A 26,505-nucleotide genomic window follows, 5' to 3' on the forward strand; every position below is an offset into this window, starting at 1 on the left:
ATCGCCCCATTCTTTAACCATCAGTGGTGGTGCGACCAGCTACCGTCTGCCGACTCCAGATAGGATTTGACGGCATCGGCCTGGCCCGTGGCGTGGCGCTTGAGTTCGCCGCATGCGCAAATGCCCTGGTACGGCTGGATATGCGAGCAGGCGGAGACTTTTTGCAGGTAAACCTGCATGGATTTGTGACATTTTACGCACTTGAAGGTGAGGCTGCGGGCGGCTTTCATGGGGTTCCTTGAACTGTTGCGGGGCGTAGAGTTCATCTACGCGAAGGCGGCGATTTTAACGCACTCCGGCCATCGTTACACGTTGTTGCATCTGCGCCACGCGCACGTCAACTGAATCCGCACCGTGACGTTGAGCGTATATAGGAGGTCGTCTGACCGCCATTGAAGAGGTAGCACCATGGACAAGCATGACAAGGAAAAGCCTGTACAGCCCGCCAAGGAGCTGGTCAGGAAGTGGCTGAAAGCGGAGCTGGAACAGCGCCGGCCCCCGCCCGACCCCGAGCAGATCCGCCGCGAACTGGGCTGGGATATGCTCAGACTGTGCCGGGAGCCGGCCAGCCGCTAGTGACTCAGCGCACCGTCACCACGCTCTTGCCGCCGGACCCAGGCTGCACGAGGATGCGGGTGGCGATGCGCTCCGTCATTTCCTGTACGTGCGAGATGACGCCCACCTTGCGGCCCATGGCTTGCAAGCCGTCGAGCGCATCCATGGCCACGCGCAGGGTTTCCGTGTCCAGGCTGCCGAAGCCCTCATCGATGAACAGCGATTCCACTCGCACCCGGTTCGAGGACAGCGAGGCCAGGCCCAGCGCCAGGGCCAGCGAGACGAGGAACGATTCGCCGCCCGACAGCGAGTGCACGGAGCGCAGCTCGCCTCCCATGTCCTGGTCGCGCACCATCAGGCCCAGCGACGGATTGTTCGGGTTGTCGATGCGTTCGAGCTGGTAGCGGCGCGCCAGGTGGTTCAGGTGTGCATTGGCATAGCCCAGCAGCACTTCCAGCGTGAATTGCTGCGCGTAGTTGCGGAATTTCTTGCCGTCGGCCGAGCCGATCAATTCATTCAGGCTGGCCCAGCGCCGCTCGATGACGGCTTGCGCCTCGATCTGCGCCAGCATAGCTTGCGCGCTGTGGCGCCGCGCATCGTCCTGCGCGATGGCCAGGCGCAGGCGCGTCGCTTCCTGGTTGGCCGCCTGGCGTTCGGCGCCAAGCGCGTCGAGCGCCGCCTGCAGCGCGGCCTCGTCCATTTCGAGGGCCTCCGGCGGCTGTTGCACATGCGCGGCCAGTTGCTGCCGGCGCTCGGCCAGCACGGAAACGGCCGCCGTGTGGCGGTCGGCGATCGCTTGCAGGGCATCGCGTTCGGCGCGCATGGCGTCCGGCGCGATGGCCAGGCGCGCGCGCAGCTCGTCGAGCGTGGCGGGCGCATGGCCGGAGTGACGCTGCCGGAACTGCTGCAGCCAGTCGTGCAGGGCGGCGGTGGCGCCGCGTTCCTGTTCATGCAGGGCGGCCAGGCGCTGTGCCAGCTGCACGCATGCTTCATCGAGGCGCGTGCGCTGCTGGCTGGCCGACTGCGCCGCCGTTTGCTGCTGCGCCAGCAGCTCCTTGGCCTGCGCGATGGCGCCAGCCAGGCTGTGTTCCACCTCGGCCACGTTCTGGCCCTGCCATAGCGCGTTGCGCTCCGCTTGCAATGCCGTGCGCCGTTTGTCGGCGGCGGCAAAGGCGGCGTGGGTCTCCTGCGCCGTGTGCTGTGCCTTGCCGGCGGCCAGCAACGCCGCTTCCAGCTGCGCGGCCAGGGTCGCCAGCGCGTGACCGCGATTGTCCTGGTCCGCCTGCTGTTTCAGCCATTGCCGGCTTTCCGTTTCGCGCGCCGCGCGGAAGGCGGCGGGGCCGGCGCGCCAGTTGTCCTTCCAGCCTTCGGCGCCTTCCACGTCGGCAAACGCGGCATCGAGCTGCGCCAGCAAGCCGTCAAGCGCGCTGCGCGACGTTTCCGCCTTGTCCACGCTGGCCGCCTGCTGCGCCTGCAACTGCGCCAGCCGTGTCTGCGTTTCGGCGACGGCGCTTGTGCAGCGCGCGTGTTCGGCGCCGGCCAGTTCGTGAGCCGCCTGCGCCTGCTCGCGCCGCGCGCTGGCCTGGCGCAGCGCCGCCTCCTGCTGCGCCAGCGCCTGCAGGGCTGCCGCATTGGCTGCCAGTTGCTGCGCGAACCAGTGCGCGCGCTGGTTTTCCGGCGGCAGATGCAGGGTATCGGCATGCGGCTGCCATTGCGCGTGCAGGCTGGCGATGGCGGGCGGCAGGGCCGCCAGTTCGGCATCCGTCTGCACCTGTTCGCGCGCAGTCGCGGCCAGCGCCGCCCTGTGCGTGGCCAGTTGCTCCAGATTGCCGCGCGCGTGTGCACGGCAAGCCAGTACTTCATCCTGCAAGCTGGCCAGCATCGCCTGCAAAGCGTGATCGGCGTGGGTGTACGGGTGTTCCAGCGCGCCGCAGACGGGGCAGGGCTGCTCGTCCTGCAAGGTGGCGCGCAGCTGCTCGACGCTGGCCGCGCATGCCGCTTCCGCGCCTTTCAAGGACTTTTCCGCCTGCGCCAGGCTCGCTTCCAGCAGCGCTGTTTGTGCCGCCGCGGCGGCCAGCGCCGCGTTTTCCGTCTGCGCGGCCTGCGCCAGCTGGGCGGCCCTCGCTTGTCCATGCGCCAGCGCCTGCTGCTGGCGCGCCAGCTCCGTCCACGTCTTTTCCGCCGCATTCAACTGGCGCGCATGGTTTTCCAGCTGTCCGCGCTGTTCCTGCAGCAGTTGTCCGTCGATGGCTTGTACGGCGAACAGCGCTTCGCGCCGCTGCCCATCGTGCTCGGCGAGCGTGGCGGCGGCGGCCGTCAATGCGGCTTGCGCCGCGTGGCCCGCGTTGGTTGCCGCGCGCACCAGCTGCGCCGCTTCGGCTGCCTTGGCGTCGGCCGCATCGGCTTGCGCGGCAGCCTGGCCGGCCTGGGCGAACAGCTGGTCCGACAATTGCCACGACGTGGCCAGCGCTTGCCAATGCTGGTGCGATGCCAGCCACAGGCGGCCCGTTTCCTGCTCCGCCTGCACGGCGTGCTGGTGCTGCTGCAGATCGTGCAAGGTGGCGCGCGCCGTCTCGTTGGCCTGGTCTGCCGCCAGTGCCGCCTCCCTGGCCTGGCGGTGCGCGGGCAAGTGGGCGGCAATGCCGGCATCGAGCGCCTTGGCGGCATCGAGCTGGGGTGCCGCGTCGCGCTGCGCCGCTTCCCTGGCCTGCAAGGCCGCTGCCGCTTGCTGCACGCCGGCAGCCAGTTGCGTTTCGCTGGCCACGGCTTGCGCCGCCTGCGCGCGCGCCGTTTCCAGCGCGGCGCCGCTGCCGGCGATGTCGCTCGCCAGGCGCGCCACGTCATCGACGAAGGGGCGCGCCGGCTGCAGCAATTCCCACTGCGCCAGCGCCGTGCGGCGCTCTTCGGCAGCGGCCCGTTCGGCATCCGCGCTATCGAGCGCCTCTTGCGCCGCCGCGACCTGGCTTTGCAGCTTGTGCGTTTCCTGGTGCCAGCGCTGCTGCAGTTCCAGCACCGCCTTGCGCAAGTCGATGGTGTGCAGGGTGGTCTCGGCCGCGCTGCACAGGGCCTCGGTATCGGTACGTTCTTCCGGCGACAAGGGCCGCTGGTCGGCCAGTTTTTCGCCCAGGCGTTCGAGGACCTGCTTTTCCTTTTTTGCCCGCTCGAAGGCGCGCATGGAAATGTCGGTATAGATGCTGCTGCCCGTCAGGGTTTCCAGCAACTCTCCCCGTTCATTGTCTTCCGTCTTGAGGAAGGTGGAAAACTCGTTTTGCGCCAGCAGCACGGCGCGCGTAAACTGGTCGAACGACAGGCCGATGCGCTTTTCGATCTCTTCCTTGACTTCCGTCTTGGTGCCGCCGATGGGCTGCAGCGCTGGCAGCTGGTGCAAGCTCATGGCCGTGGCTTGCAGCGCGCCTTCGGCCTTGGTGCGCGAACGGCGCACGCTCCAGCGCGCGCGGTAGCTGGCGCCATCGTTGCCGACGAAGTCCACTTGCGCGTAGCCGTCCGGCGTGCCGCGCCGCAGCAGGGTGCGGGTGTCCTGGGCGTTGACGGTTTCCTTGCCCACGTCGGGCAGGGCGCTGCCCCGGCCCAGTACTTTCAGCAGGCGCGGCGTGGCGTCGTACAGGGCCAGGCACAGGGCATCGAGCAGGGTGCTCTTGCCCGCGCCCGTGGGCCCGCTGATGGCGAACAGGCCGGAAGACGCGAGCGGTTCCCGCTGGAAGTCGACTTCAAATTCGCCGGCCAGCGAAGCCAGGTTCTTGCCGCTGATTTTCAGGATTTTCATGGTTCTTCAGGTGTGCTCATGAGCCAGGCAGCAGCAGTTCGGCCAGGGCCGACAGTTGTTCGGGCGGCGCGGGCTGGCCGTATTTTTGCTGGTACAGGCGGCGGAAGATGTCGTCGGGCTGCAGCTGGCCCAACTGGTCGAGCGTCATGTTCTCGGGCGCGCTGCTGCGCGCGGCGCTCGATGTTTCGATCTTCGCCAGCCGCACGTGCTTGCCGTCGAGCGCCGTTTCGATGCGCGTGCGCAGGCCCGGCTCCGGCGCATCGAGGCGCACGCGCACTTCCAGGAAAGGCTGTGCTTCGGCCGGCGCGTCCGGCACGTCGAGGGCGGCAAGCTGTTCCAGCACTTCGGCAATCGGCGCCGGCGTGGCGGGCACGCGCAGCAGCGGCACGGCGCGCGGCACCTCGATGGCGCGTACCTCGCGTAATTGCTCGCCGTCGATATCGAGGCACAGCACCTGGTGGCGATAATTGACTTCGGCGAAGGACAGGGGAATCGGGCTGCCGCAGTAGCGGATATGCTGCTGGCCGCCCACGGCCTGCGCCTTGTGCAAATGGCCCAGCGCCGCATACGCGATGGCGGTATCGAAAATCCCCGACGGCAGCATCTCGGTGCCGCCGATGACGATGCGGCGCTCGGAGTCGTTCGACATTTCGCCGCCCACCATATGGCAGTGGCCCATGGCGATGATGGCTTGGCCGGGCTGGCGGCGCGCCAGCGCCAGGTCCGCCAGTTGGCGGTACAGCAGGGCGATGCCGCCCAGGTAGGCATCCTGGGTATCGCCGGCCGGCAGCTTCGGCACGTCGCCGGGGCGCAAAAAGGGCACGGCCAGGCACCAGGCCTGGACTTGCCCATCGGAGCCGGTGAGCGGCAGCAGCAGGCGTTCCAGGTCGATCTGGCCATCGTCGCCACGCAGCAAATGGCCGACCACGTGCGTGCCATGCGCGGCCAGCAGGGGGCCGGGCGCTTCCAGGCGGCCGGCCGAATCGTGGTTGCCGGCGACGACGACCAGCTGCAGCGCTGGCAGGCGCGCGCGCGCCTGCTGCAGGAATACATATAACTGCTTTTGCGAGGCGGCGGAAGGGTTGGCGTTGTCGAACACGTCGCCGGCCACCAGCAGCACGTCGACCTGTTCGGCCACGAGCGTGTCGAGCAGCCAGTCGAGGAAGCGCTGGTGTTCGTAGCCCCGCTCATAATTGTGCAGGGTCTGGCCCAGATGCCAGTCGGAAGTGTGCAGCAGGCGCATGGTGGGGCAAGGGTAGGGAGGACAGGCGCCAATATAGCAGGAATGGCGCCTGTCTCACGCCGTCAGCACGCCTGCGCGATAAGTATTGCGCCCATCCTGTTTCGCCTGATACAGCAGCACGTCGGCCCGCTGCAGCAGCACGGCGGGGGAAATGTCTTCGTCGCGGTAGAAGGCCAGGCCGATGCTGGCGGAAATGCGCACGCTGATGCCATCGAGTTCGAACGGCTGCTGCATGGCGGCGACGATTTTTTCCGCCAGCACGGCCGCGTCGTCGGGCCGGGTGATCTGTTCCATGATGATGGTGAATTCGTCGCCGCCCAGGCGGGCGATGATATCGGTGGCGCGCATGGTCTGCGTCAGGCGCTGGGCGAAGGCGCGCAGCAGGGCGTCGCCGGTGCCGTGGCCATGCGTGTCGTTGACGGGCTTGAAGCGGTCGATATCCATGTACATGACAGCCATCAGGTGCTGCTGCTGGCGGCTCGCGTGCATGGCGTCGCTGAGTTTTTGCTGGAAGCCGGCGCGGTTCGACAAGCCCGTCAACGCATCGACCTGGGCCAGCTTCAGCAGGCGCTGTTTTTCGCGCTTTTGCACGGTAATATCCTGGCGCATCACGTGAAAACCCACCACCTGCAGCTTGTCTTCGCCGATCTGCGGGATGTAGATCACTTCCATGCAGCGCTCGATGCCTTCCTTGTCGTCTTCTTCCTCGAAGCTCAGGGTTTCGCCCGCCAGTACGCGTTCGATATACGGCGCCACCGTGCGGTAGCGCGCCTCGCCCACGGTGTCGCGCACGCTTTTGCCCAGCGCCTGCCGGCCCGTCAGGCCGAATTCGCGCTCATAGGCGATGTTCAGGAAGCGGTAGACTTGGTCGGCATCGATGTACGCGATCATGGCCGGCAAGGTGTCGGCGATGGTGCGCAGGCGCGCTTCGCTTTCCAGCAGCGCCACTTCCGATTCGCGCAAGGTGGTGATGTCGTCCAGGGTCCCCACGTAGCCTTCGATCCGGTCGTCGATGAGGATGGGGGCGATTTTGACGGAAACCCAGACCAGCCTGCCATCGCGCTGCAGGCAGCGCAGGGTGGACTGGAACGGCGCGTGGCTGCGCGTGAGCTGTTCCAGCGCCACGTGCATCAGCGGATAGTCGTCCGGGTGCAGGGCGCTGGTCCAGCCGGCGCCCAGGGCGGCGGCGCGCGGCAAGCCCGTGATCGATTCGAAGGTGCGGTTGACGTAGGTGCAGCGGCGCTGGCGGTCCAGGCGCACCAGCCCGAGCGGCGAAGCGTCGTTGACGGCGGCCAGTTCGGCCTGTTTCTGGCGCAGTTCCAGTTCCTGCTGGCGGCGCTGCGAGATATCTTCGGCGATGCACAGGATATGTTCGATCTGCTGGCGCTCGTCGAACACGGGCACGGAGACGGCGCGCAGGTAGCGCAGGCTGCCGTCAGCCAGGCGCAGCGGTTTTTCCGTATGGTCGATGACCCCGCGCTCGGCCAGGATGGCGCGGTCGTCCTCGGCGTCGTGCAGGCCGAAGTCGGGTGGGAATGCCTGGCAATCGGTCTTGCCGATGACGTCGGCGGCCAGGTGGCCGGTGATATCCTCTGCGGCCTTGTTCCACACTTCCATCTTGCCGAAGTTTTCCGGGCGCGCGCTTTTCACGTAGACCAGCACGGGCAAATGGTCGATCAGCGACTGCAGGAAGCTGCGGTTGTCCTGCAGCGCCAGTTCGTCGTGCTTGCGCGCGCTGATGTCGCGCGAGGTGACGGCCACGCCGTCGGCGATCGGCACCACCTGGTGACGCAGCCAGCGCGTGCCGCCCGAGGCCAGTGGCAGCTCGAATTCATCTTCCAGCGGCTGGCCCGTTTCCATCACCAGCACGAAGCGCTTGAAAAAACGCTCGCCGCGCAGCAGCGGCATCTGCTGCAGCACGCGCTGGCCCAGCAGTTCGGAGCGTGGCTTGCCCAGCATGTCGGCGGCCCGCTCGTTGATGTCGGCGAAAATGAAATCTTCCACCGGCTTGCCCGGCGCGGGGCGCCAGGCTTTCAGCAGCAGCACGGCATCGAGGCTGCCCTGGTGCGCCGCGCGCAGCAAGGCCTGCGTCTCCTTGGCCTGGCGAATGCTGCGGCGCAGGCGCGCGCTCTGGCGCATCAGCAGGGTCGTAAAGCCGGCAATGAGCACGCTGGCGGCAAGCAGCGCGCCGACATAGACCAGGCGGCGGTGTTCGAAGCGCGCCAGGGCGACGGCGCGGTTCACGCCCACCACGGCCAGCAGCGGGTAGCGCGGCAGCTCGTGGTAGCTGTAGATGCGTGACGTCGCGTCGACGGGCGGCTCGATCAGCAGTTCTTCGGGGGCGTGCTGCGGCGGTCCCGGCATGCGGAAGTCGATGCGGTCGCTGAGGATCAATTGCTCGCCGATGCGTCCCACCGTCAGCCCGCTGTCGCGCGCCACCAGCATCAGCGCGCCCTGCTCATCGAGGTTCAGGCGGTCGTAGTCGTCGACAAAATACGTGGGGTCGACGAGGATGACGATGGCGCCGGCGAAGCGGCCTTGGGCATCGTTCAGGCGGCGCGCCAGGCGGATGGTCCAGCGCTTGCTCTCGGCGTCGAGCATGGGCGTGTCGACCAGGGCCGTGTCGGATGCATTCGCGGCCAGCGTCCTGAAAAATGCCTGCTTGGCCAGGTTTTCCGGCAGATAGGCGTGAGCGCTGTCGACCACATTGCCGTGCGCGTCGATGAGGGCGATCGGCAATTCGAGCTTCGATGGCAGCACGCTGTCGAGCAGGCCCTGGCGGCGCGTGAATTCATTCAGGCGCAGGCCACCGTCCGTTTCCTCGTATTTGAGCTTGAACAGTTGGGTGGCGTGATCCGTCTGGCGCAGGGTGAAACTGGTATGGTCGGCCAGGGTGCGCGCCAGCGACTGGCTGACGGCCACGGCGTCGCGCACGGCGCTGGCCCGCTCCTGGCCAACCTGGTAAAAGACGGCCGCCCACAGCGCCAGCAGCAAGATGAGCGCGAACAGGGGTACCAGGCTGAGACGGTACAGGCGGCGGGCAAGGCGTTGCAGGGGTCTTGTTATCGCTATCACGGGCGCTTGCAGGCTAGGGTCATGGAAAAGGGGAAGGGCGGCGTGGCGCGCATCATAGCCGAAATATGCTGACCTGCGCGCTGCCTGCTGCCCCAGCGTCTGTTCGTAGTCTGTCGCTGGCCTTATTTTGCGTTAAATCAAGTATCTGTGGTGCCGCGCACGCTAAAAAAAGCACGCCGGCGGCGACACGGGCTGGCGGCGTGGCAGAAAAAGTACAATTGCGATCCCATCCTCATTAAAATGGGCGCTTCTACCTCCCATATCGAAAGTTGTCATGCAGAGTAAAAAGCCCGACGCGGCAAGACTGGACAAGATCGTGGCCGAAGCGCGGCGCGCCGCCGACCAGCGCGAGAGCGGCTACCGCGAGCGCTCGCTGAAGATGTATCCGTGGGTATGCGGCCGCTGCATGCGCGAATTTACGCGCGCCAACGTGCAGCAGCTGACGGTGCACCACCGCGACCATAACCACGACAACAATCCGCCGGACGGCAGCAACTGGGAACTGCTGTGCCTGTATTGCCACGACAATGAGCACTCGCGCTACCTGGAAGCGGACCGTGGCGCCGGCCTGCTGTCGGCCGAGGTGGCGCCCGCCACGCACAATCCGTTTGCCGCGCTCGCTGGCCTGATCAAGAAAAAGGACTGAGCGGGCCGCGCCGCTTCCCCCATGCGCATCTTGCTGACCGAAGACGACCCGCAGCTGGGCCGCGCCACGCAGATCGGCCTGGAACAGGGCGGCTATGCCGTCGACTGGGTCACGAGCGCCGAACACGCGCACACGGCCGTGCGCCTGCACGACTATGGCTGTATTTTGCTTGACCTGGGCTTGCCGGGGCAGGATGGCATGCAGGCGCTGGGCGTGCTGCGTGACAATGGCTACAGCGGCGCCGTGCTGGTCGTCACGGCGCGCGACCAGGTGGGCGAGCGCATCGCCGGGCTCGACGCGGGGGCCGACGACTTCATCGTGAAACCGTTCGACCTCGACGAGCTGGCCGCGCGCATCCGCAGCGCCTGCCGCCGCGCCGCCGGCCGCCTGCGCGAGCACCTCGTGCATGGCGACCTGGTGCTCGATATCGCGGACCGGCAAGTGACGCAAGGGGGATTGCCCGTGACCTTGACGGTGAAGGAATTTCGCATCCTGCAACTGCTGCTGGAGCACGGCGGCCGGGTGCTGAGCCGGGAACAGCTGGAGAAAAACCTGTACAGCTGGGGTGACGAAGTGGAAAGCAATGCCGTGCAAGTGCATATCCACCACCTGCGCAAGAAGCTGGGGCGGGACTTGATACGCACCGTGCATGCGATCGGTTATTGCATCGACAAGCCCAAAGCGGCTTGACACAAAAACGGGCTACCCTGAGGCAGCCCGTTCGATGTTGGCGCTGATGGCGCGTTACGGCATCAGAAATCGACGGTGGCCGACAGCCACAGACGGCGGCCGTCCAGGCTGTTGACATAGCGGTTGGCGTAGGTCAATGCCGGTGCGCGGTATGGCTGGTAGTCGATGAAGTCCTTGTTGAGCAAGTTGTACACGGCCGCGTTCAGGGTGACGCGCTTGTTCAGCTGGTAGCTGCTGCCCAGGTGCAACATGGTGTAGCCCTTGTAGTCGCCCAGCGCGGCCTTGGCGGCGCGCGTGGAAGCCGAGGTGCCCGGATCGCGGAAACGCTCGCTGCGGTACTCGGCGCGCAGCCAGCCGTTCCACTCGCGCGAGATATCCCACGACAGGCGCGCGTTGACGGCGTGCTTGGGCGTGTCGCTCAGGGGCTTGCCGGCGTTGCTGCCACTCTTCTGTTCGCTTTCCGTGTACGTGTAGTTGGCGCTGGCCGACAGGGTCTTGCCCAGCGGGAAGCGCGTGTTCAGCTCGACGCCGCGCGTGACGGCCTCATCCACATTGACCGATTGGCCAAATGCGTCCACGTTGGGCCAGTTGCCGAAGCTGACGCAGCCGGGACGGTTCGGCGAAGGGCGGTAGTCGCAGTTGACGAGGCCCGTGCCCGTCGTGATCTTGTCCTTGAAGGTATTGTTGAACAAAGTGCCGCTGGCGGTCCAGCCGGCCAGGTTGTCGAAATATGCACCGATTTCCGTCGTCGTGCTCGTTTCCGGCTTCAGGTCCGGGCTGCCGACGAGGGGGATCGTGCCCTGGCCGCCAAAACCGTTGATGCCTGGCGACAGTTGCTCCACGCGCGGCGTCTTGTAGCCCTTGCTGACGCCGCCCTTGACGGTCCAGCTTGGCGCTGCGTTCCACACGGCATAGGCGCGGGGGCTGGTCTGGCCGCCGAAGATGCTGTGATCGTCGTAGCGGGCGCCGACGGTCAGCGCGACGTTGTCCAGCACCTGCCATTCGTCTTCCACGAACAGGGCTTTTTGCGTGAATTCGAATTTTTTCGGCGCCACGCCGTCCGTCATTTCCGCTTTCCACCATTGCGCGCCGATGGTAGCCATGTGTTTGCCCAAAGGCATGACCAGCTTGGTATCGAAGACCTGGCTTTCCACTTCCAGGGTGCGCGCGCTGCCGGTCACGGCGCCTGGCGTGCCCGGCGGAATCGTGCGGCCCAGGGTTTCCGTCTTGTTCACCATGTAGCTGCTGTCCAGGGTGCCGAAGCCGAAGCGGCCCGTGTGCGACAGGGTCCACTGGTCGCGCTTGTATTTCTGTTCCGGGCCGTAGCCGCCCTGTACGGTATTGGTGCCGAGCTGGCCCTTCGAATTGTCGTAGGTCTGGCGGCCCGCGTCCGCGTCGAGGATGACGGTGTGGTAGCGGTTCGGCGTGAAGGCCAGGCGCGCGCCAAAGTTCTCGATGTCCGAGCGCACGGGGTTGGCGCCCATGCTGGCGGGCACTTGCGCGCCGGCCGCGTTGAGGACGCGGATGTCGGCCGCGTCGCGGCGCTGCTTGCTGCCGCGCAGGGACAGGCCCAGCAAGTCGGTGGCGATGGGGCCGCTCAGGTAGAAGCGACCGCTTTTCACGTCGCCGAAATCGGACTCTTCCTGCAAGGTGTAGTCGGCCGAGACGGAGCCCATCCACTGCTTGCCCACCTTGCGCGTGATGATGTTGATCACGCCGCCCATGGCGTCCGAGCCGTACAGGGTCGACATGGGGCCGCGGATGATCTCGATACGCTCGATGGCGGCCAGCGGCGGCATGAAGCTCGTCTGCGTGCCGCCGAAGCCGTTCGGCGTGACGTTGCCGGCCGCGTTCTGGCGGCGCCCGTCGATCAGCACCAGGGTGTAGTCGCTGGGCATGCCGCGGATGCTGATGTTCATGCCGCCCGTCTTGTCGCCCGCCGCGCCCACGTCGATGCCTTCCACGCTTTCCAGCGCCTGCGTCAGGTTGCCGAAGCGCTCCTTGGACAGCTCCTGGCGCGTCAGCACCGTGATCGAGGCTGGCGCCTGCTTGATATCCTGCTCGAAACCGGAGGCGGAGACCACCACTTCCGGCATGCTGGCAGGCGTGCCCGTCTGGGCGTGAGCCGGCAGGCAGGACAGGGCGGCCAAGGCCAGGGCCAGGGTGGTGGGACGCGGCAGGCGCGCGCTGCGGGTGCTGTTGGACATGCAAACTCCTGATGGTGGATGAGTTATTGGTTTTGCTGGTGCAAGCTAATAGGAATCATTGAGGCAATAAGAATCATTTACAATTGCAGCCATGGCTTCCCAAAAAATATTTCGCTCCGGATCTTGCGCAGAAGTTCTTAAGAGATTCTTAACGGCTGGCGGCGGCCTGAAAACCTGGTCGCTGCGGCGCACTTTGCTGGGTGTGCTGCTGGGCCTGACCCTGGCCCTGTGGGTGGGCAGCGCCGCCATCGTGTACGTGGAAGCGCGCCGCGAAAGCCAGGAACTGTTCGACCAGTCGCTGATCGAGACGGGCCACCTGCTGCTGTCGCTGGTGGAAAAGGATGCGCGCCAACACGGCTTGACGGGGCCCATCGACGTGCCGCTGCGCGGCCACCCGAATCCCCATCAGTATTTGTTGTTCAAGGTGCGTGACGCGCAGCAGCGCGTGCTGTACCGTAATGACGCGGCGTCCGATATCGCCCTGTCGCGCAGCGCGCCGGACGGCCTGTCCTGGACCCGCATCGGCGGCCAGCGCTGGCGTCTGTTTTCGTTGTGGGACCCGCAGCGCACCCTGCAGCTGCTGGTGGCCGAGCCGACCAGCCACCGCGACGATATCAGCCGCGGCTTCTTTTACCGCATCGCCGTGTTCGGCCTGCTGCTGGTGGCGCTGGCCACCATTGCCATCTGGTGGAGCATCCACCGCGTGTTTCGCGTGCTGCAGGCGTCCGCCGATGAAGTGTCGGCGCGCACGCCCGATGACCTGGCCGACGTCAGGCTGGCTGGCGCACCCACCGAGCTGCATCCGCTGCTGCTGGAAATTAACCGCCTGTTCGGCAGAGTGCGGCAAAGCCGCGACAACGAGCAGCGCTTCACGGCCGATGCGGCGCACGAATTGCGCACGCCGCTGGCCGCCATCAAGACCAATCTGCAAGTGCTGCAGCGGGCCCGCAGCGAGGCTGAACGCGAAGAATTCATTGCAGCCCTGGGCGTCAGCGTGGAGCGCGCCACGCGCCTCGTCAACCAGTTGCTGGCGCTGGCGCAGCTCGACCCGCATTCGGGCGCGGCGGCCGACTTGCGCGCGGGGGACCTGTCCGACCTGCTGGCCGAGCAGGCCGCGCAGTGGCAGGCGCTGGCCGCGACGTACCGGCTGTCGCTGAGCGTGATCATGGCACCGGCGCCCTGCGCGCTGCATGCGGACAGCCTGCAGATGTTGTTGCGCAACCTGGTCGACAATGCGCTGCGCTATACGCCGGCGCCCGGCTGTGTCGTCATCAGCTGCGGCGTGGAAGCGGGGCGCAGCTATTTGCGCGTGGCCGATTCCGGTCCGGGCATCGCCGAGGAACTGCACGCGCGCGCGTTCGAGCGTTTTGTGCGCCTGGGCCGCGGGCAGCTGCCCGGCAGCGGCCTGGGCCTGTCTATCGTGCGCCGCATCGCCGAGCGGCATGGCGCGGACATCCTCCTCGGCGCCGGCTTGCAGGGCAGGGGGCTGGCGGTGACGGTCGTGTTTCCATGACGGTCCCGCCAGGGCAAGGCGTTCAGGCCGACTTTACAGCGACTTGAGGAAAGCCAGCAGCGCGTCGCGGTCCGTCTTCGACAGGTTCTCGAAACGCTGGCGCGCTTTTGTCCCTTCGCCGCCGTGCCACAAGATCGCTTCCGTCAGGCTGCGCGCGCGGCCGTCATGCAGGTAGCCAGCCTTGCCGCCGCCATTGCCCATGACTTTTTCCGTGTAGCCGATGCCCCACAGCGGTGGCGTGCGCCACATGCTGCCTTGCGCCTGGCCTTCCGTGAAGGTATCGGCCAGCTCGGGACCCATGTCGTGCAGCAGCAGGTCGGTGTACGGACGGATGGTCTGGTTGCGCAGTTCCGCAAACAAATGTCCCGCGCCCGTCTTCATTTCCACCGTGTGGCAGGCAGCGCAGCGCATGCCCTGGAACAGCTTCGAGCCGGCGGAAACCTGCTGCGGGTCGACCTTGAGCTCCTCGATCGGCGCCACGCCTTTCGGGAAACCGCTGGCGATGCTGCGCTGGGCCGGCACGGCCACCAGGGCCAGGTATTGCGTGATCGATTGCAGGTCCGCTTCCGAGATGCCTGGCTGGGCGCCGCCCGCCGCGCAGGCTACCGGCCCCGTCATGCAGGCGCGGTTGCGGTACACGGGCGAGGTGACGGCCATGTCCAGCAGCAGCGCGTCGGCGGCCTGGTGGCGCAAGGTGGCTTTCGAGGCCTTCCAGCCGAAGCGGCCCAGGCGCACGGCACCCGTCTCTGGTTCATATACATAGTTGGGCAGGCCCTTGACGCCATCGGCATCCGGCGTGCTGCGGGCGCGCGCCAGGATGTCGGCTTCCGGCACGGCTTCCAGTAAGCCCGCGCCGATCATGGGCGGCGCCGCGCGCAGCGAAACGACTTGCGGCACGGGGCCTTCGAAGGCCAGGGTCGGCTTGCGCAGTTCGACCTGCGTGCCGTCGGCCAGGGTCGTCTTGCTCGTCGTGAAACCGCCCACGCTGACGCCGTTGCCCCAGTTTTGCGGCACGCCGGAAGGCGAGACGGCGTTCATCTGGATCGCGGTGCCGTATTGCGGGTGCGGCACCTGCTGCCCCGCCGCATTGATGCTGGCGACGCGCACGGCCATCGTGTCGAGGCGCTGGTTCAGGGCCATCGGCGCGGGGCTGCGGCCATTGTTGACGTGGCAGGCGATGCAGGCCGACTGTCCGTAGCGCTGTCCCTGCAGGCCGACGGCGGGCGCGTAACGGTCGTTGCCGCCTTCGTTATGCTCGCCGGTGGTGAAGTTGGTATGCACCAGGCGCCGGCCCTCGACGAAGCGCTGCATGTTCTGCATGCCGATATTGTTGTGCGGCTGCTGGAACATGAAGAGGGCGTTGTCCGAGTAGTTATACGACACGGAACCGAGGCCGCCGGAGAGCGTTTCCTCCGGCAGTGGCACGGAATTGAGGCGCGGCTGCACGCCATACCAGGGCCGCAGTCCCGCGCCCACCACATACGTCCATTCGTACGAGTAGTAGCGGATGCCGCCGGCATCGCCTTTCGACGCCATCGAGGCGGTGGTGGAAAACATCGATGGCGACACTTCGATGATGTCGCCCGCCGTCAGCGCGCGCGCCTTGACGTCCGTGCCATTCGGCATGCCGCCGGCATCAAGGCCGCCATGGCCCGGGTACTCCTTGATCAGCAGTGTGCAGGCGCCATTGATGCCGTTGGCGTTCGTCAGCCTGTCGTTGGCCGGGTAGGCCACCGGCTTGCAGACGGGGACATTGCGGTCCACCAGTTCGCCGGGCGACATCCAGCCGTAACCCGTCACGCCGGGACGGTCGAAGCCGCGGAAGAAGGCCACGCCGCCGGACAGAAAATCGACGGTGGTGTACTGGTTGACGATCAGCGTGGGCTTGGTAACGCCGCGTACCTTGCTGTTGTCGATGATTTCCACGCCCCAGGTGCGGTTCTTGAAGTATTGCGGCACGAAAGTGAGGTAATTGCCCGGCCCCTTGTCTTGCGGCAGGCCCGTGACGGGATCGACCGTTTCATTCGGGCCGTAGCCGATTTCATTCCATTCCTCGCCCCGTTCGCGGCCATGGCGCGCCAGGCCGCGCGCGCCGAAGCGCGTCACCAGGGTGCCGTCTGCCAGGGTGAATTGCAGGCTTTCCAGCGGCTGGGCGGCGGCCGGCAGCGGTGTCCAGCCGGTGCCGTTGGCGGGGAATTTCAGGGCCGATGTCGCAGTCGACGGCAGGCTGTTGTCACTGCCCGGCGTCTTGAAGCTCACTTCCAGCAGCGAGTAGCCATACTGCGTGGCGCGCGCCACGCCCTGCAGGCTGATGTAGCGGGCATTGATGCCCAGGTTGAAGAATTCCTCGGTGCCGCCGTGGCCATTCGTCACGTAGCGCACTTGCGACCATTTCTGGCCATCGTCGGAGACCTGCAGCGCGTACTGCTTGCCGTATGCGTTTTCCCACTGCAGTTTCATGTAGCCGACGGGCGTCTTCGCGCCGAAGTCGAACTGGATCCACGCGCCGTCCTCGAACTTGCTGGCCCAGCGGGTGCCCGTCTTGCCGTCGATCGCCATGGCGGCCGACATGCCGTTGTTTTCCACGGGCGAGGAAGTGGCGGCCACGGGGCGGATATCCACGCCGGGCTGGCCCGGATCGATGGTGACCGGGGGCGGTTCGGTAACGGGCGCCGTCACCGGCGGCAGCACGGGCGTACCCGCAAATGCCTGGATTTCAAAGATGGAGTAGCCGTACTGGCCCGCGCGTTTGACGCCCTGCATGCGCAGGTAGCGGCCTTGCGCGTCGAACCCCGTGACGTCCTCGATGCCGCCCTTGCTGTCGCTGACGTTCTGGATGGTGGTCCAGTGCGTATTGTCGTCCGATACCTGCAGCAGGTAGGCGCTGGCGTGCGCGTTTTCCCAGGCGATATGTACGCGGGTAATGCGCTGCGAGGCGCCGAAATCGAGGGTCAGATATTCGTTGTCCGTAAAGCCGCTGCCCCAGCGCGTGCTGTCGTTGCGGTCGATGGCGGCGCTGGCCGACAGGTCGCCCCGTTCCGCCGAGCTGGCCGTGGCGCCGACGGGCGTCAGCGCCGTTTCCGCCGACGTTTGCGCCAGCAGCCGCTGCGCCGTGGAGGGCGTGGCCGGGTTGTCGCCGCCACCGCCGCCGCACGCGGCCAGCAGCAGGGCCAGGGCCAGCGGCAAGCGCCGCCTGGAAAAGTGGATAAAGCCGGCCGGGTGCTGCCGGGGCCGAAGCAGGGATGTGTGCATGCTATCTTCCTTGTTTTTATTGATTATGCAAGATTGGTCAGACTGGACGTCTCCGCATCCCCGTCGACGGTGTTGCGCATGCTCCACCGTCACGGCAGCGCCTTGCGGCCGGGGGGCGGCAAGGAAGGACATGGCGGCAAAGATGGGGGGAGCAGTTTTAATTGCCGTATGGCAATAATTTTCTTAAGTTATAGAAGCGCATGAGGCATGTCAAGCGGTCTCGTGGACTTGTCATCAACTGTTCATGTCGCCCGGGTTTTTTGCACTATGCTGGTGCGCAAGATGAATAATAATGGGTGATAGCATGAATAAAATTCAGCAAGAAATGCGTGGCGCGCGACGGGAATGCGGTATCTTCCTGAAATGCCTGCCGACTGCGCGTCCCCTTTTTTGAGGAAGAACTGACCTTGCCGATTCCACCCGCCATACCGATACTCCCGCCGCTCTCGCTTCCCGCCGCGCGCGCCTTGCACCTGGCCGCGCAGGGCTTGCTGCAGGCGCGCCGCAGGAAAGCCGCCAAGGCAGACGTGCTGGCAGCCATCCGCCAGATGGGCGTGCTGCAGATCGATACCATCCACGTGGTGGCGCGCAGTCCGTATCTGGTGCTGTGGAGTCGCTTGGGCGACTATCCGCAGCCGTGGCTGGAGCAATTGCTGGCCGAAGGCGCGTTGTTCGAATACTGGGCGCACGAGGCCAGCTTCGTGCCCATCGAAGACTATGGCTTGTACCGCCACCGCATGCTCGACCCGGCCGCCATGGGCTGGAAGTATTCGGTCAAATGGATGGCCGAGCAGGGCGAGGCCGTGGCTGCCGTGCTCCAGCATATCCGCGCCAACGGCGCCGCGCGCTCCGCCGATTTCGAGCGCACGGATGGCCAAGCGGGAGGCTGGTGGAGCTGGAAGCCGGAAAAGCGCTCGCTCGAAGTGCTGTTTACCTCGGGCGTGCTGATGATCGCCAAGCGCCACAATTTCCAGCGCTATTACGACCTGGCCGAACGCGTTTTGCCGGGTTGGCACGATGGCTTGCTGCCGCCCGAAGAGCAGGTGCGCCGGCGCCTGCTGCTGGCCAGCGTGAAGGCGCTGGGGCTGGCGCGGGCCAGCTGGATCAGCGACTACTTCCGCACGAAGCAATCGCGCGCCAGCCTGGCGCACGACCTGCAGGCGCTGGTGGACGAGGGCGCGCTGCTGCGCTGCACGGTCGATGGCTGGAGTGATGCCGTGTACGTGCATGCCGAGCATGGGGACTTGTTGCGCGACGCGGCCGCGGGCAAGCTGGCGCCCACCCTGACGACGATCCTGTCGCCGTTCGATCCCGTCGTGTGGGACCGGCGCCGCGCGCTGGAATTGTTCGGCTTTGACTACCGGCTCGAATGCTATACGCCGGCCGAGAAGCGCCGGTATGGCTACTTCACCTTGCCGATTTTGCGGCGCGGCGCGCTGGTGGGGCGTCTGGACGCCAAGGCGCACCGCGCGCAGGGGCGCTTCGAGATCAAGTCGCTGGCGCTGGAAGAGGGCGTGCGCCTCAGTTCCCGCCTGGTGCAGGACGTGGCTGGCGCCGTGCAGCGACTGGCGCTCTGGCATGCCTGCCCGCAGGTCGAGATAGCCCAGGCGCAGCCGGCGGCTTTCGGTGTGCAGCTGGCCGAGGCCCTGCACGACGGCGGCGCTGCCGCAAGGCGGGCCGCATGATGCTGCCGCCGGCGCCTGCCCACCTGCTCGACGCCGATGGCGTGCCTTGTTTTGGCCGCTACACGGGACAGCTGGATGCCTTCGACTGGGTGGCGCTGGCGCCGCCGCATGCGCGCGGCGCCCTCTGGCGCCTGTTCCACCACAAGCGCTGGCATTACGTGGCCCTGTCCACGCCCACGCTGTTCTGCGGCGTGGCCATCGTCGACCTGGGCTGGACCAGCACGGCCTTCGCGTATGCCTTCGACCGCCACAAGGGCAAGATCGTGGCCAGTTTTTCGCAGGATGGCATTCCCGGCCTGTGCGCGTCCGTGGCGCCGCATGCGGGTGCCAGCAGCCGTTTCCGGTTTTTCTCGCAAAAAATCAGCATCGAAGCCCAGCCGCAGCAGCGCTACCGATTGCGGCTCGATTGTGGCCATTTCGGCATCGACGCGGAATTCGGCCCGCCCGTGGCGCCCACCTTGCTGGCCGTAGGACCCGTGGGCGAGGGCGGCAGCGTGCACGCCACGCAAAAGTCGGGCGGCTTGCCCTTGTGGGGCACGGTGCGTTGCGGCGCCATGGGCTACAGCTTGGACGACGGCGTGGCCAGCTTCGATTATTCGAACGGCTTGCTGGCGCGGGAGACGGAATGGCGCTGGGCCTCGGCGCACAGCCTGGACCTGGGTTTCAACCTGCAGGCAGGCTATTTCGGCGCGCATGAAAACGCACTGTGGCTCGATGGCCAGCTGTATCCGCTGGGCCGCGCGCATTTCGACTTCAATCCCGACAATCCGCTGGCGCCGTGGCATGTATGGACGGACGACGATCTGCTGGACCTGCACTTCAAGCCGGAAGGCGCGCGGCGCGAGGATAAAAACCTGTGGATCGCCGCCAGCCGCTACATCCAGCCGATCGGCACTTTCAGCGGCTGGGTGCGCACCAGCGCGGAGTCTCCCAAGCGGATCGTGGCGCAGCTGGCCGGGGTAACGGAAAGCCACCGCTCGCGCTGGTAGGCGCACTGTTTTTTTGCGAAACGCGCGACAAGGTCAAGTTTTTTTGGCAAGGCATCCTATACACTGGGGCGTTACCAAGTAAGCCATTCCGGCAATCCATGAGGCCAGAACATGAGTATCCGTAATCTCGACAAGCTGTTCAAGCCGGCCTCGGTGGCCCTGATCGGCGCCACGGCGCGCGAGCGCAAGCTGGGCGCCATCGCCCTGTACAACCTGCTGGGCGGCGGCTACCAGGGAGAGATTTGGCCCGTCAATCCCAAGTACGACGAGCTGATGGGCCTGAAATGCTACCGCAGGCTGGCACACTTGCCCAAGGCGCCGGACCTGGCCATCATCTGCACGCCGCCCGCCACCATCACGGCACTGATCCGCGAACTGGGCGCGCTGGGCACGCGCGCGGCCATCGTCATGACGTCCGGCCTCGACCCCGTGCGCGAGCAGTCGCTGCGCCTGGCCATGTTGAAGGCGGCAAAACCGCACCTGCTGCGCATCCTGGGCCCCAACAGCATGGGCCTGCTCGTGCCGAAACTGGGCTTGAACGCCAGCTTCGCCCATGTCGGCGCCACCAGCGGCAAGATCGCCTTCGTGTCGCAGTCGGGCGCGCTGGTGTCGGGCGTGCTCGACTGGGCCAACGCGCACGGCGTGGGCTTTTCCAAGTTCATTTCGCTCGGCGCCAGCTACGATATCGATTTCGGCGATCTGCTCGACTACCTGGCCGGCGACATCGACACGGCCGCTATCCTGCTGTACATGGAAGACATCCAGGCGGCGCGCAAATTCATGTCGGCGGCGCGGGCGGCCGCGCGCAGCAAGCCCGTCATCGTCCTGAAAGCGGGGCGCGAGGCGGAAGGCGCTGCCATGGCGGCCTGGCATACGGGTGCGCTGGCCGGCTCCGACGCCGTGTACGACGCGGCCATCCGCCGCGCCGGCATGCTGCGCGTGTATTCGGCCGAAGAGCTCTTCGACGCCGTGGAAACGCTCACGCATATCCGTTCCCAGCGCGGCGAGCGCCTGGCGATCCTGTGCAATGGCGGCGGCCTGGGCGTGATGGCCACCGATGCGCTGGTGAGCAGCGGCGGCAAGCTGGCCGAGCTGTCGCCCGATACCGTGATCGCGCTGGAAAAGGCGCTGCCACGGGGCTGGTCGCACGACAACCCCGTGGGCTTGCCCGGCGACGCGGCCGTGCAGCGCTATGCCGACGCCATCAAGCCGCTGCTCGACGAGCCGCAGGCGGACGCCTTGCTGCTGCTGCACGCGCCGACGGCCATGGTCTCGTCGATCGACATCGCCGAAGCCGTCACGCCGCTGATCAAGGCCACTTCGCGCACGGTGCTGTCGTGCCTGCTGGGCGGCACCACCGTGGCGCCCGCGCGCCAGGTGTTCAACCGGGCCGGCATTCCCACCTACGACACGCCGGAAAAAGCCGTGCATGGCTTCATGCAGATCGTGCAGTACCGGCGCAACCAGGAAACCCTGATGCAGGTGCCGGCGCAGCTGCCCATGTCGGCCACGCCGCGCCGCGCGCGCGTGCGCGAAATCGTCGCCGCCGCGCTGGCGGCCGGCCAGACGGTGCTGGGCGAATGCCGCTCGAAGGAAATCCTGGCCGCCTACGGCATTCCCGTCGCCACCACGCGCATGGCGGCCGACGTGGAAGAGGCGCTGGCCGTGGCGGCCGACATCGGCTACCCCGTCGCGCTGAAAATCCACTCGCCCGACATCGCCCACAAATCCGACGTGGGTGGCGTGGCGCTCGACCTCGATACGCCCGACATCCTGCGCACGGCCGCCGCCGCCATGCTCAAGCGCGTGCGCCGCATGCGTCCCGACGCGCTGATCGACGGCTTCACGGTGCAGCAGATGGCGCGCAGGCCGCAGTCGCATGAATTGATCGTCGGCGTCACCACGGACGCCGCCTTCGGCCCCGTGATCCTGGTGGGGCAGGGCGGCATCGCCGTGGAAGTGACGGCGGACCACGCCATCGGCCTGCCGCCGCTGAACATGGTGCTGGCGCGCGACATGCTGGCGCGCACGCGCGTGTCGAAACTGCTGGCCGGCTACCGCAACCAGCCGCCGGCCGACATCGACGCCATCTGCTACACCCTGATCCAGGTGGCCGAACTGGTGGCCGACATCGGCGAACTGGCCGAACTCGACATCAACCCGCTGGTGGCCGACGCGGATGGCGTGATCGCCCTCGATGCGCGCATCCGCCTGCAGCCGGGCCAGCAGCGCGACCGCCTGGCCATCCGCCCGTATCCGCAGGAACTGGAAGAGCAGGTGACGTGGATGGACCAGCCGATCCTGCTGCGCCCCATCCGCCCCGAGGACGCGCCGCAGCACATGGATTTGTTCCACGCGCTGGACCCGGACGACGTGCGCCTGCGCTTTTTCACGTCCATGCGCGAATTGCCCGTGTCGCAGCTGGCGCGCCTGACGCAGATCGATTACGACCGCGCCATGGCCTTCATCGCCACGCACACGGGACCGGACGGCAAGCCGGAAACCCTGGGCGTGGTGCGCGCCGTGGCCGACCCGGACAATATCCATGCCGATTTCGCCATCGCCGTGCGCTCGGCCCTGAAGGGCAAGGGACTGGGACACATCCTGTTTGAAAAGCTCGTCGACTACTTCCGCAGCCGGGGCACGGAGGCGCTGGTGGGCGAGGCGATGGCGCGCAACAAGGGCATGCAGCGGCTGGTGAAAAGCTTTGGCGGCGAAGTCACGCCGTCGGAAGAGCCTGGCGTCGTCAATCTGCATATCGGCTTGCGCGCGCCGTAAAAGAAAGCGCGGCTGGCCAGCCGCGGGTTTGTGCAGGATCAAACCCGTCCCTGTCGGTAGTCTTTACACTTTCACTTCCAGGATGACATATCCAGCGCGTTTTCGGGAGTGAGTGCATGCTTACGGCAACATATATATTGGTTTCCCTGTCGGTGGAACAGGCCAGCATCCGCTTGAGCCTGCTGGCTTTTCAGAAGTACATGCATGTGCAGCTGCGCCACCAGAGCCAGCTCAGCCTGGCGCAGCTGCAGTACGCGGGCGACTGGCTGGACCGGCTGTACCAGGGCGGCTACTGGCGCAAGGTGGAGATGTACCTGATTCCCGCCATCCGCCAGGCCGCGCCGCATGCCGATGGCCTGTTGAATGAAATCAATGGCTTGAACCACGCGGCGCTGGAAAGCATCAATATCGTGCAGCAGCGCGCCGGCGCCGCCATCGAGCATTCCGAATTGCAGGCCGAGCAGCTGTGCGCGGCCATCGACGCCTTTTGCGCAGCCTTGCTGCAGCGCCTGGAAAAAGAAGAGCGCGAGCTGTTCGCGCTGGCGCGCAAGGTCATCGTCGGTGAAGCCTGGTTTGCCATCGCCTACCAGTTCCTCGCCCACGATGCGCGGGCACAGGAGGCGCGCCGCGGCAGGGCGCAGGTGCTGCCCTTTGTTGTGCCAGCGCCTTTGCCAACACCCTTGCCGGCAGCCGGTGGCAGCGCCGAAACGGCAGCGGATGGCGCACAGTCCGCGCCGGCCGTGCCGCCACCGCCGCTGCGCGCGCAGGCTTGAACGGGTAGCGAGCGCACACCCCGCCGGGTGGCGTTCGCCCGAGGGGCGTTTTTGTGATGCTGGCTGGCGCGCCGTCATAGGGGAAAATCCAGGGAAAAGATTCACTTTATTCATTTGATAACTTGTTCAGCCCTGTCCGATGCAATACCCCGGGCTTTGTTATGATGGTGGTTTTGATCCACGCGAAACCCGTCATGTTCGAATTTCTCTTCAAGCGTTCTGCCAGCAAGACTGCCGTCCCCGATCCTGTCGTGGCAGAACAGGCCGCCGCCTCGGCGCAGAGCGCATCGCGCCGCGCCGAACAGGTTGCGCGTGCTCATGCCGTGGCTGGCGACGAAGCCGCCGCCTTTGCATTCATCGTCTCCAGCGAATTTGCCGATGCCCGTCTGATCGCGGCCGAACACGTCCATGCCTTGCCCTTGCTGGAAAAAGTCCACCACGCCATGCGCAACACGGACCGCCGCGTGGCCAAGCTGATGCAGGGCCGCATCGACCTGATCCGTCATCAGGCTGCCGAGACGCAACGCGCCCAGGCCAGCATCGACACGGCCCAGCGCCTGTTGAACGATGACAAGCTGAGCCCGAATCAGGTAGCGGAGCTGGATCGCCAATGGCAAGTCATCAAGGCCACGCCGGAACTGGCGACCGCCTTCGCCGCCGCGCGCGCCGCCCTGGCCGCCCGCCTGGAAGCGCAAGTGCTGCTGCAGCGCGCCGTGATCGACGCCGTCGCCGCCGCGCGCGCGCTGGCCAGCAATGGCCAGTCCGCCGGCGAGCTGGCGCAGGCGCTGGCCCGCCTGGATGCGGACCATGCGCAGCATGCGCAATCGCCCGAGCGCGCTTCCTTGCCGAAACACCTGGAAAGCGATTTCACGCAGGCGCGCGAGCAGGCGCAGTCCGCCTTGCAAGCGCTGCAGCAACATCAGGCCGTGTTCGATGCGCGCCAGGCCGCGCTGGCCGAATGGCAGGCGCAGGACGCCGCCACGCTCGACGCCGATACCCTGAAGCGCGCCTGGCAAGCCTTGCCGCGCCTGCCCGAATCCAGTTTGTCCGACAGCTTGCAGCAGCAATTTGCGGCCGTGCTGGCCAGCGCGCCGGCGCCCGTGCAGGCAGCGGCGCCAGAGACCGCAACGGCCCATGCCGAGCCCGCTCCGCGCAAGCCGCGCCAGGAACACGCGCCCGTCTCGAAAGAAGCGACGGAACAGTTCTTCAAGACGCTCGACGCCATGGAAGCGGCCCTGCAGGATGGCTTGTTGCACGTGGCTTCCGAGCACGACAAGACCTTGCGCGATAGCAAGCACGGCCGTTTGACGCCGGCGCAGGCGGACCGCCTGGCCCACGTGCGCGGTGAGTTCAAGCGCCTGGCCGACTGGGCGCGCTGGGGCGGCAACGTCTCGCGCGAGGAGCTGGTCAAGGCGGGCGAGGAATTGCCGGCGCAAGAACTCCCAATGGCCGAGCTGGCCAAGAAAGTGGGCAGCCTGCGCGAGCGCTGGAAGTCGCTCGACACCTTGTCCGGCCCGGCTCCCAAGTCCCTGTGGGAGCGTTTCGACGCGGCCTGCAGCGTGGCGTATGCGCCGGCGGCCCAGCATTTCAAGCAATTGGCCGAAGAGCGCCACGGCAATGCGGCCAAGGCCCAGGAACTGATCGCGGAAACGGCGGCCCTGGCGGCCGAAGAGAGTACTGACTGGAAACACGTCGCCTCCGCCTCGCAGCGCTTGCGCCAGGCCTGGACGCGCCTGGGCACCATCGACCGCAAGGAAAAGAAACGCCTGGATACGGAATTCGGCGCCGCGCTGGATGCCCTGTCGAAGCCGCTCGATACGCAGCGCCAGATCGAGACGGCGCGCCGCGAACAATTGATCGTCGAAGTGGGCTTGCTCAAGCCATCGGAGCGCAACACGGTCGACATGCTGAAAGCCTTGCAGGATAAGTGGCAGGAACTGGCGAAAGCCCTGCCGCTGGAGCGCCGCGCGGAACAGGCGTTGTGGCAGCGTTTCCGCGCCGCCTGCGACGATATCTTTGCCAAGCGCAAGGAAACGGCCCACGCGGCCGACCATGAGCGCCGCGAACACCTGCATGCGCGCGAAGCGCTGTGCGCGGCGCTGGAAACGGCCGTCGTGCCCGAGGGCGACGACAAGTCCCGCACCGCCTTCATCAACCACTTGCTGCGCGACACGCGCGCCGCCTGGAACGCTACCGGTCCCGTGCCGCGCGCCAGCGAAGCGAAGATCGAGCAGCGCTACCACGCGGCCGTGGCTGGCGTGCAAGCGCAAGCGGACGCCATCGCCGAGCGCGCCGGTGCGGCCCAGGCCAACGCCTTGCGCGACAAGCTGCGCCTGGTGCAGGCGCTGGAAGCTACGCTGGCTGAGGGCGATGCCGGCGCCGATGCTGCCGCCTGGACCGAACGCTGGAGCGCCTTGCCGCCGCTCGACACGCAATACGAACGCAGCCTGCAGCAGCGCTTTGCCGCCGCCCAGGCCGCGCTGGGCGAGGGCGCTGACGCCTACGTGCAGCAATTGCAGGCCAACGAGGCCCGCTTGCTCGAGGAAGTCTTGCGCCTGGAAATTGTCGCCGGCGTCGATAGCGGCGCCGAATTTGCCCGCGACCGCCTGAAGATGCAGGTGGAAGTGCTGCAATCGTCGCTGAAATCGGGCCAGAAGCCGCTCACGCAAGTGTCGCAGCTGATGCAGCTGTGCGCGATTCCCGCCGCCACCGATGCGCGCACGGCCAGCCGCATCGAAACCCTGCTGCGCCGTATCGGAGGGCATGCCAAATGAGTACCAGTGTCCGCGTCCAGCACGCCGATTTTGACTTGAGTCAAGAAATCGCACAATTGCGTGCAGGCAACCCCAAGGTGGGGGCCGTCGTCGGCTTTGTCGGCACGGTGCGCGACATGAACGAGGGACTGGACGTGGCCGCCATGGAGCTCGAACACTATCCGGGCATGACGGAGAAATCCATCGAGGCCATCGTCGAGCAGGCGCGCGGCCGCTGGCCCTTGTCCGGTGCGCTGGTGATCCACCGCGTGGGGCCCTTGCTGCCGCAGGAGCAGATCGTGCTGGTGGCGGTCTCGTCCGCCCACCGGGGCGAGGCCTTTGCCGCCTGCGAGTTCATCATCGACTACCTGAAGACGGAAGCGCCGTTCTGGAAGAAGGAAGACACGCCCGAAGGGGCGCGCTGGGTCGATGCGCGCGACAGCGACGAGACGGCGCTGGACAAGTGGACGGTAAAAGCAAGCACCATTTGAATCGTATCTGTCGCGCACGCTAGCATTTGCCCAAATGCAGCGGTTTTCTGCTTTGTGTATGCTTGAAAAGT

16 protein-coding genes are annotated in these 26,505 nt (G+C 66.5%); 10 read left to right on the forward strand and 6 right to left on the reverse strand.

The genetic code is table 11. The features are described from left to right. Nucleotides 1-20: 20 nt before the first annotated feature. Nucleotides 21-230, reverse strand: coding sequence for a hypothetical protein (locus BLT98_RS18245; RefSeq protein ID WP_034755039.1), 210 nt, complete (start codon nt 228-230; stop codon nt 21-23). A 178-nt stretch (nt 231-408) separates the two neighbouring features. On the opposite strand from BLT98_RS18245, the gene BLT98_RS29235 reads away from it, so the two are divergent. Continuing rightward, nucleotides 409-576 (forward strand): hypothetical protein, encoded by a 168-nt coding sequence (locus tag BLT98_RS29235; RefSeq protein ID WP_162835746.1) that lies wholly within the window; start codon nt 409-411, stop codon nt 574-576. A 4-nt stretch (nt 577-580) separates the two neighbouring features. Here BLT98_RS29235 and BLT98_RS18250 read toward each other — a convergent pair whose 3' ends face one another. The 3 genes from BLT98_RS18250 to BLT98_RS18260 are packed head-to-tail and all read right to left on the reverse strand — an operon-like array spanning nt 581 to nt 8,657. Then, nucleotides 581-4,339 carry an AAA family ATPase gene (locus BLT98_RS18250; protein WP_092610206.1) on the reverse strand — a complete coding sequence of 1,253 codons (3,759 nt, stop codon included), beginning with the start codon at nt 4,337-4,339 and terminating at the stop codon, nt 581-583. A 16-nt stretch (nt 4,340-4,355) separates the two neighbouring features. Further along, nucleotides 4,356-5,582 carry an exonuclease SbcCD subunit D C-terminal domain-containing protein gene (locus BLT98_RS18255; RefSeq protein ID WP_092610209.1) on the reverse strand — a complete coding sequence of 409 codons (1,227 nt, stop codon included), beginning with the start codon at nt 5,580-5,582 and terminating at the stop codon, nt 4,356-4,358. A gap of 54 nt (nt 5,583-5,636) precedes the next feature. After that, nucleotides 5,637-8,657, reverse strand: a complete 3,021-nt coding sequence (locus BLT98_RS18260; protein ID WP_244517559.1) for a PAS domain-containing protein — start codon at nt 8,655-8,657, stop codon at nt 5,637-5,639. Nucleotides 8,658-8,931: 274 nt separating this feature from the next. Between BLT98_RS18260 and BLT98_RS18265 the strand changes: the two genes are divergently transcribed. Further along, nucleotides 8,932-9,303, forward strand: a complete 372-nt coding sequence (locus BLT98_RS18265) for a YajD family HNH nuclease (RefSeq protein ID WP_034755042.1) — start codon at nt 8,932-8,934, stop codon at nt 9,301-9,303. Nucleotides 9,304-9,324: 21 nt separating this feature from the next. Next, the gene (locus BLT98_RS18270; protein WP_070254154.1) at nt 9,325-9,993 is read left to right on the forward strand and encodes a response regulator; all 669 of its coding nucleotides are present in this window, start codon (nt 9,325-9,327) and stop codon (nt 9,991-9,993) included. Between the two features lie 62 nt (nt 9,994-10,055). Here BLT98_RS18270 and BLT98_RS18275 read toward each other — a convergent pair whose 3' ends face one another. Continuing rightward, nucleotides 10,056-12,200 (reverse strand): TonB-dependent receptor domain-containing protein, encoded by a 2,145-nt coding sequence (locus BLT98_RS18275; RefSeq protein WP_092610212.1) that lies wholly within the window; start codon nt 12,198-12,200, stop codon nt 10,056-10,058. A 202-nt stretch (nt 12,201-12,402) separates the two neighbouring features. Here BLT98_RS18275 and BLT98_RS18280 point away from each other — a divergent pair, with 202 nt between their 5' ends. Next, the gene (locus BLT98_RS18280) at nt 12,403-13,713 is read left to right on the forward strand and encodes a sensor histidine kinase (protein WP_244517607.1); all 1,311 of its coding nucleotides are present in this window, start codon (nt 12,403-12,405) and stop codon (nt 13,711-13,713) included. Nucleotides 13,714-13,746: 33 nt separating this feature from the next. Here BLT98_RS18280 and BLT98_RS18285 read toward each other — a convergent pair whose 3' ends face one another. After that, the gene (locus BLT98_RS18285; protein ID WP_092610218.1) at nt 13,747-16,965 is read right to left on the reverse strand and encodes a di-heme oxidoredictase family protein; all 3,219 of its coding nucleotides are present in this window, start codon (nt 16,963-16,965) and stop codon (nt 13,747-13,749) included. Between the two features lie 407 nt (nt 16,966-17,372). Here BLT98_RS18285 and BLT98_RS18290 point away from each other — a divergent pair, with 407 nt between their 5' ends. The 6 genes from BLT98_RS18290 to moaE all read left to right on the forward strand — a co-directional run bounded on the left by BLT98_RS18290 (nt 17,373) and on the right by moaE (nt 26,434). Then, a complete protein-coding gene (locus BLT98_RS18290) occupies nt 17,373-18,650 on the forward strand; it encodes a winged helix-turn-helix domain-containing protein (protein WP_244517562.1) in 1,278 nt (425 codons plus the stop codon). Beyond that, nucleotides 18,647-19,639, forward strand: a complete 993-nt coding sequence (locus tag BLT98_RS18295; protein WP_070280453.1) for a DUF2804 domain-containing protein — start codon at nt 18,647-18,649, stop codon at nt 19,637-19,639. Before BLT98_RS18290 ends, BLT98_RS18295 begins: the two co-directional genes overlap by 4 nt. A 111-nt stretch (nt 19,640-19,750) precedes the next feature. Continuing rightward, nucleotides 19,751-22,417, forward strand: coding sequence for a bifunctional acetate--CoA ligase family protein/GNAT family N-acetyltransferase (locus BLT98_RS18300; protein WP_034778110.1), 2,667 nt, complete (start codon nt 19,751-19,753; stop codon nt 22,415-22,417). Between the two features lie 116 nt (nt 22,418-22,533). Then, on the forward strand, nt 22,534-23,190 hold the full coding sequence (locus BLT98_RS18305; protein ID WP_139179318.1) for a hemerythrin domain-containing protein: 657 nt from the start codon (nt 22,534-22,536) through the stop codon (nt 23,188-23,190). A gap of 161 nt (nt 23,191-23,351) precedes the next feature. After that, nucleotides 23,352-25,964, forward strand: coding sequence for a DUF349 domain-containing protein (locus tag BLT98_RS18310; RefSeq protein ID WP_244517564.1), 2,613 nt, complete (start codon nt 23,352-23,354; stop codon nt 25,962-25,964). Continuing rightward, nucleotides 25,961-26,434, forward strand: a complete 474-nt coding sequence (gene moaE / locus BLT98_RS18315; RefSeq protein WP_034778112.1) for a molybdopterin synthase catalytic subunit MoaE — start codon at nt 25,961-25,963, stop codon at nt 26,432-26,434. Before BLT98_RS18310 ends, moaE begins: the two co-directional genes overlap by 4 nt. Nucleotides 26,435-26,505: the final 71 nt, after the last annotated feature.

The organism is Janthinobacterium sp. YR213, assembly GCF_900099875.1.
GTDB classification, from domain to species: Bacteria; Pseudomonadota; Gammaproteobacteria; order Burkholderiales; family Burkholderiaceae_D; genus Janthinobacterium; species Janthinobacterium lividum.

Excerpts from the sequence above, each read along its gene's own strand:
- BLT98_RS18245 (WP_034755039.1), bottom strand. The coding sequence starts at position 230 with ATGAAAGCCGCCCGCAGCCTCACCTTCAAGTGCGTAAAATGTCACAAA.
- BLT98_RS29235 (WP_162835746.1), top strand. The coding sequence starts at position 409 with ATGGACAAGCATGACAAGGAAAAGCCTGTACAGCCCGCCAAGGAGCTG.
- BLT98_RS18250 (WP_092610206.1), bottom strand. The coding sequence starts at position 4,339 with ATGAAAATCCTGAAAATCAGCGGCAAGAACCTGGCTTCGCTGGCCGGC.
- BLT98_RS18255 (WP_092610209.1), bottom strand. The coding sequence starts at position 5,582 with ATGCGCCTGCTGCACACTTCCGACTGGCATCTGGGCCAGACCCTGCAC.
- BLT98_RS18265 (WP_034755042.1), top strand. The coding sequence starts at position 8,932 with ATGCAGAGTAAAAAGCCCGACGCGGCAAGACTGGACAAGATCGTGGCC.
- BLT98_RS18270 (WP_070254154.1), top strand. The coding sequence starts at position 9,325 with ATGCGCATCTTGCTGACCGAAGACGACCCGCAGCTGGGCCGCGCCACG.
- BLT98_RS18275 (WP_092610212.1), bottom strand. The coding sequence starts at position 12,200 with ATGTCCAACAGCACCCGCAGCGCGCGCCTGCCGCGTCCCACCACCCTG.
- BLT98_RS18285 (WP_092610218.1), bottom strand. The coding sequence starts at position 16,965 with ATGCACACATCCCTGCTTCGGCCCCGGCAGCACCCGGCCGGCTTTATC.
- BLT98_RS18295 (WP_070280453.1), top strand. The coding sequence starts at position 18,647 with ATGATGCTGCCGCCGGCGCCTGCCCACCTGCTCGACGCCGATGGCGTG.
- BLT98_RS18300 (WP_034778110.1), top strand. The coding sequence starts at position 19,751 with ATGAGTATCCGTAATCTCGACAAGCTGTTCAAGCCGGCCTCGGTGGCC.
- BLT98_RS18305 (WP_139179318.1), top strand. The coding sequence starts at position 22,534 with ATGCTTACGGCAACATATATATTGGTTTCCCTGTCGGTGGAACAGGCC.
- BLT98_RS18310 (WP_244517564.1), top strand. The coding sequence starts at position 23,352 with ATGATGGTGGTTTTGATCCACGCGAAACCCGTCATGTTCGAATTTCTC.
- moaE (WP_034778112.1), top strand. The coding sequence starts at position 25,961 with ATGAGTACCAGTGTCCGCGTCCAGCACGCCGATTTTGACTTGAGTCAA.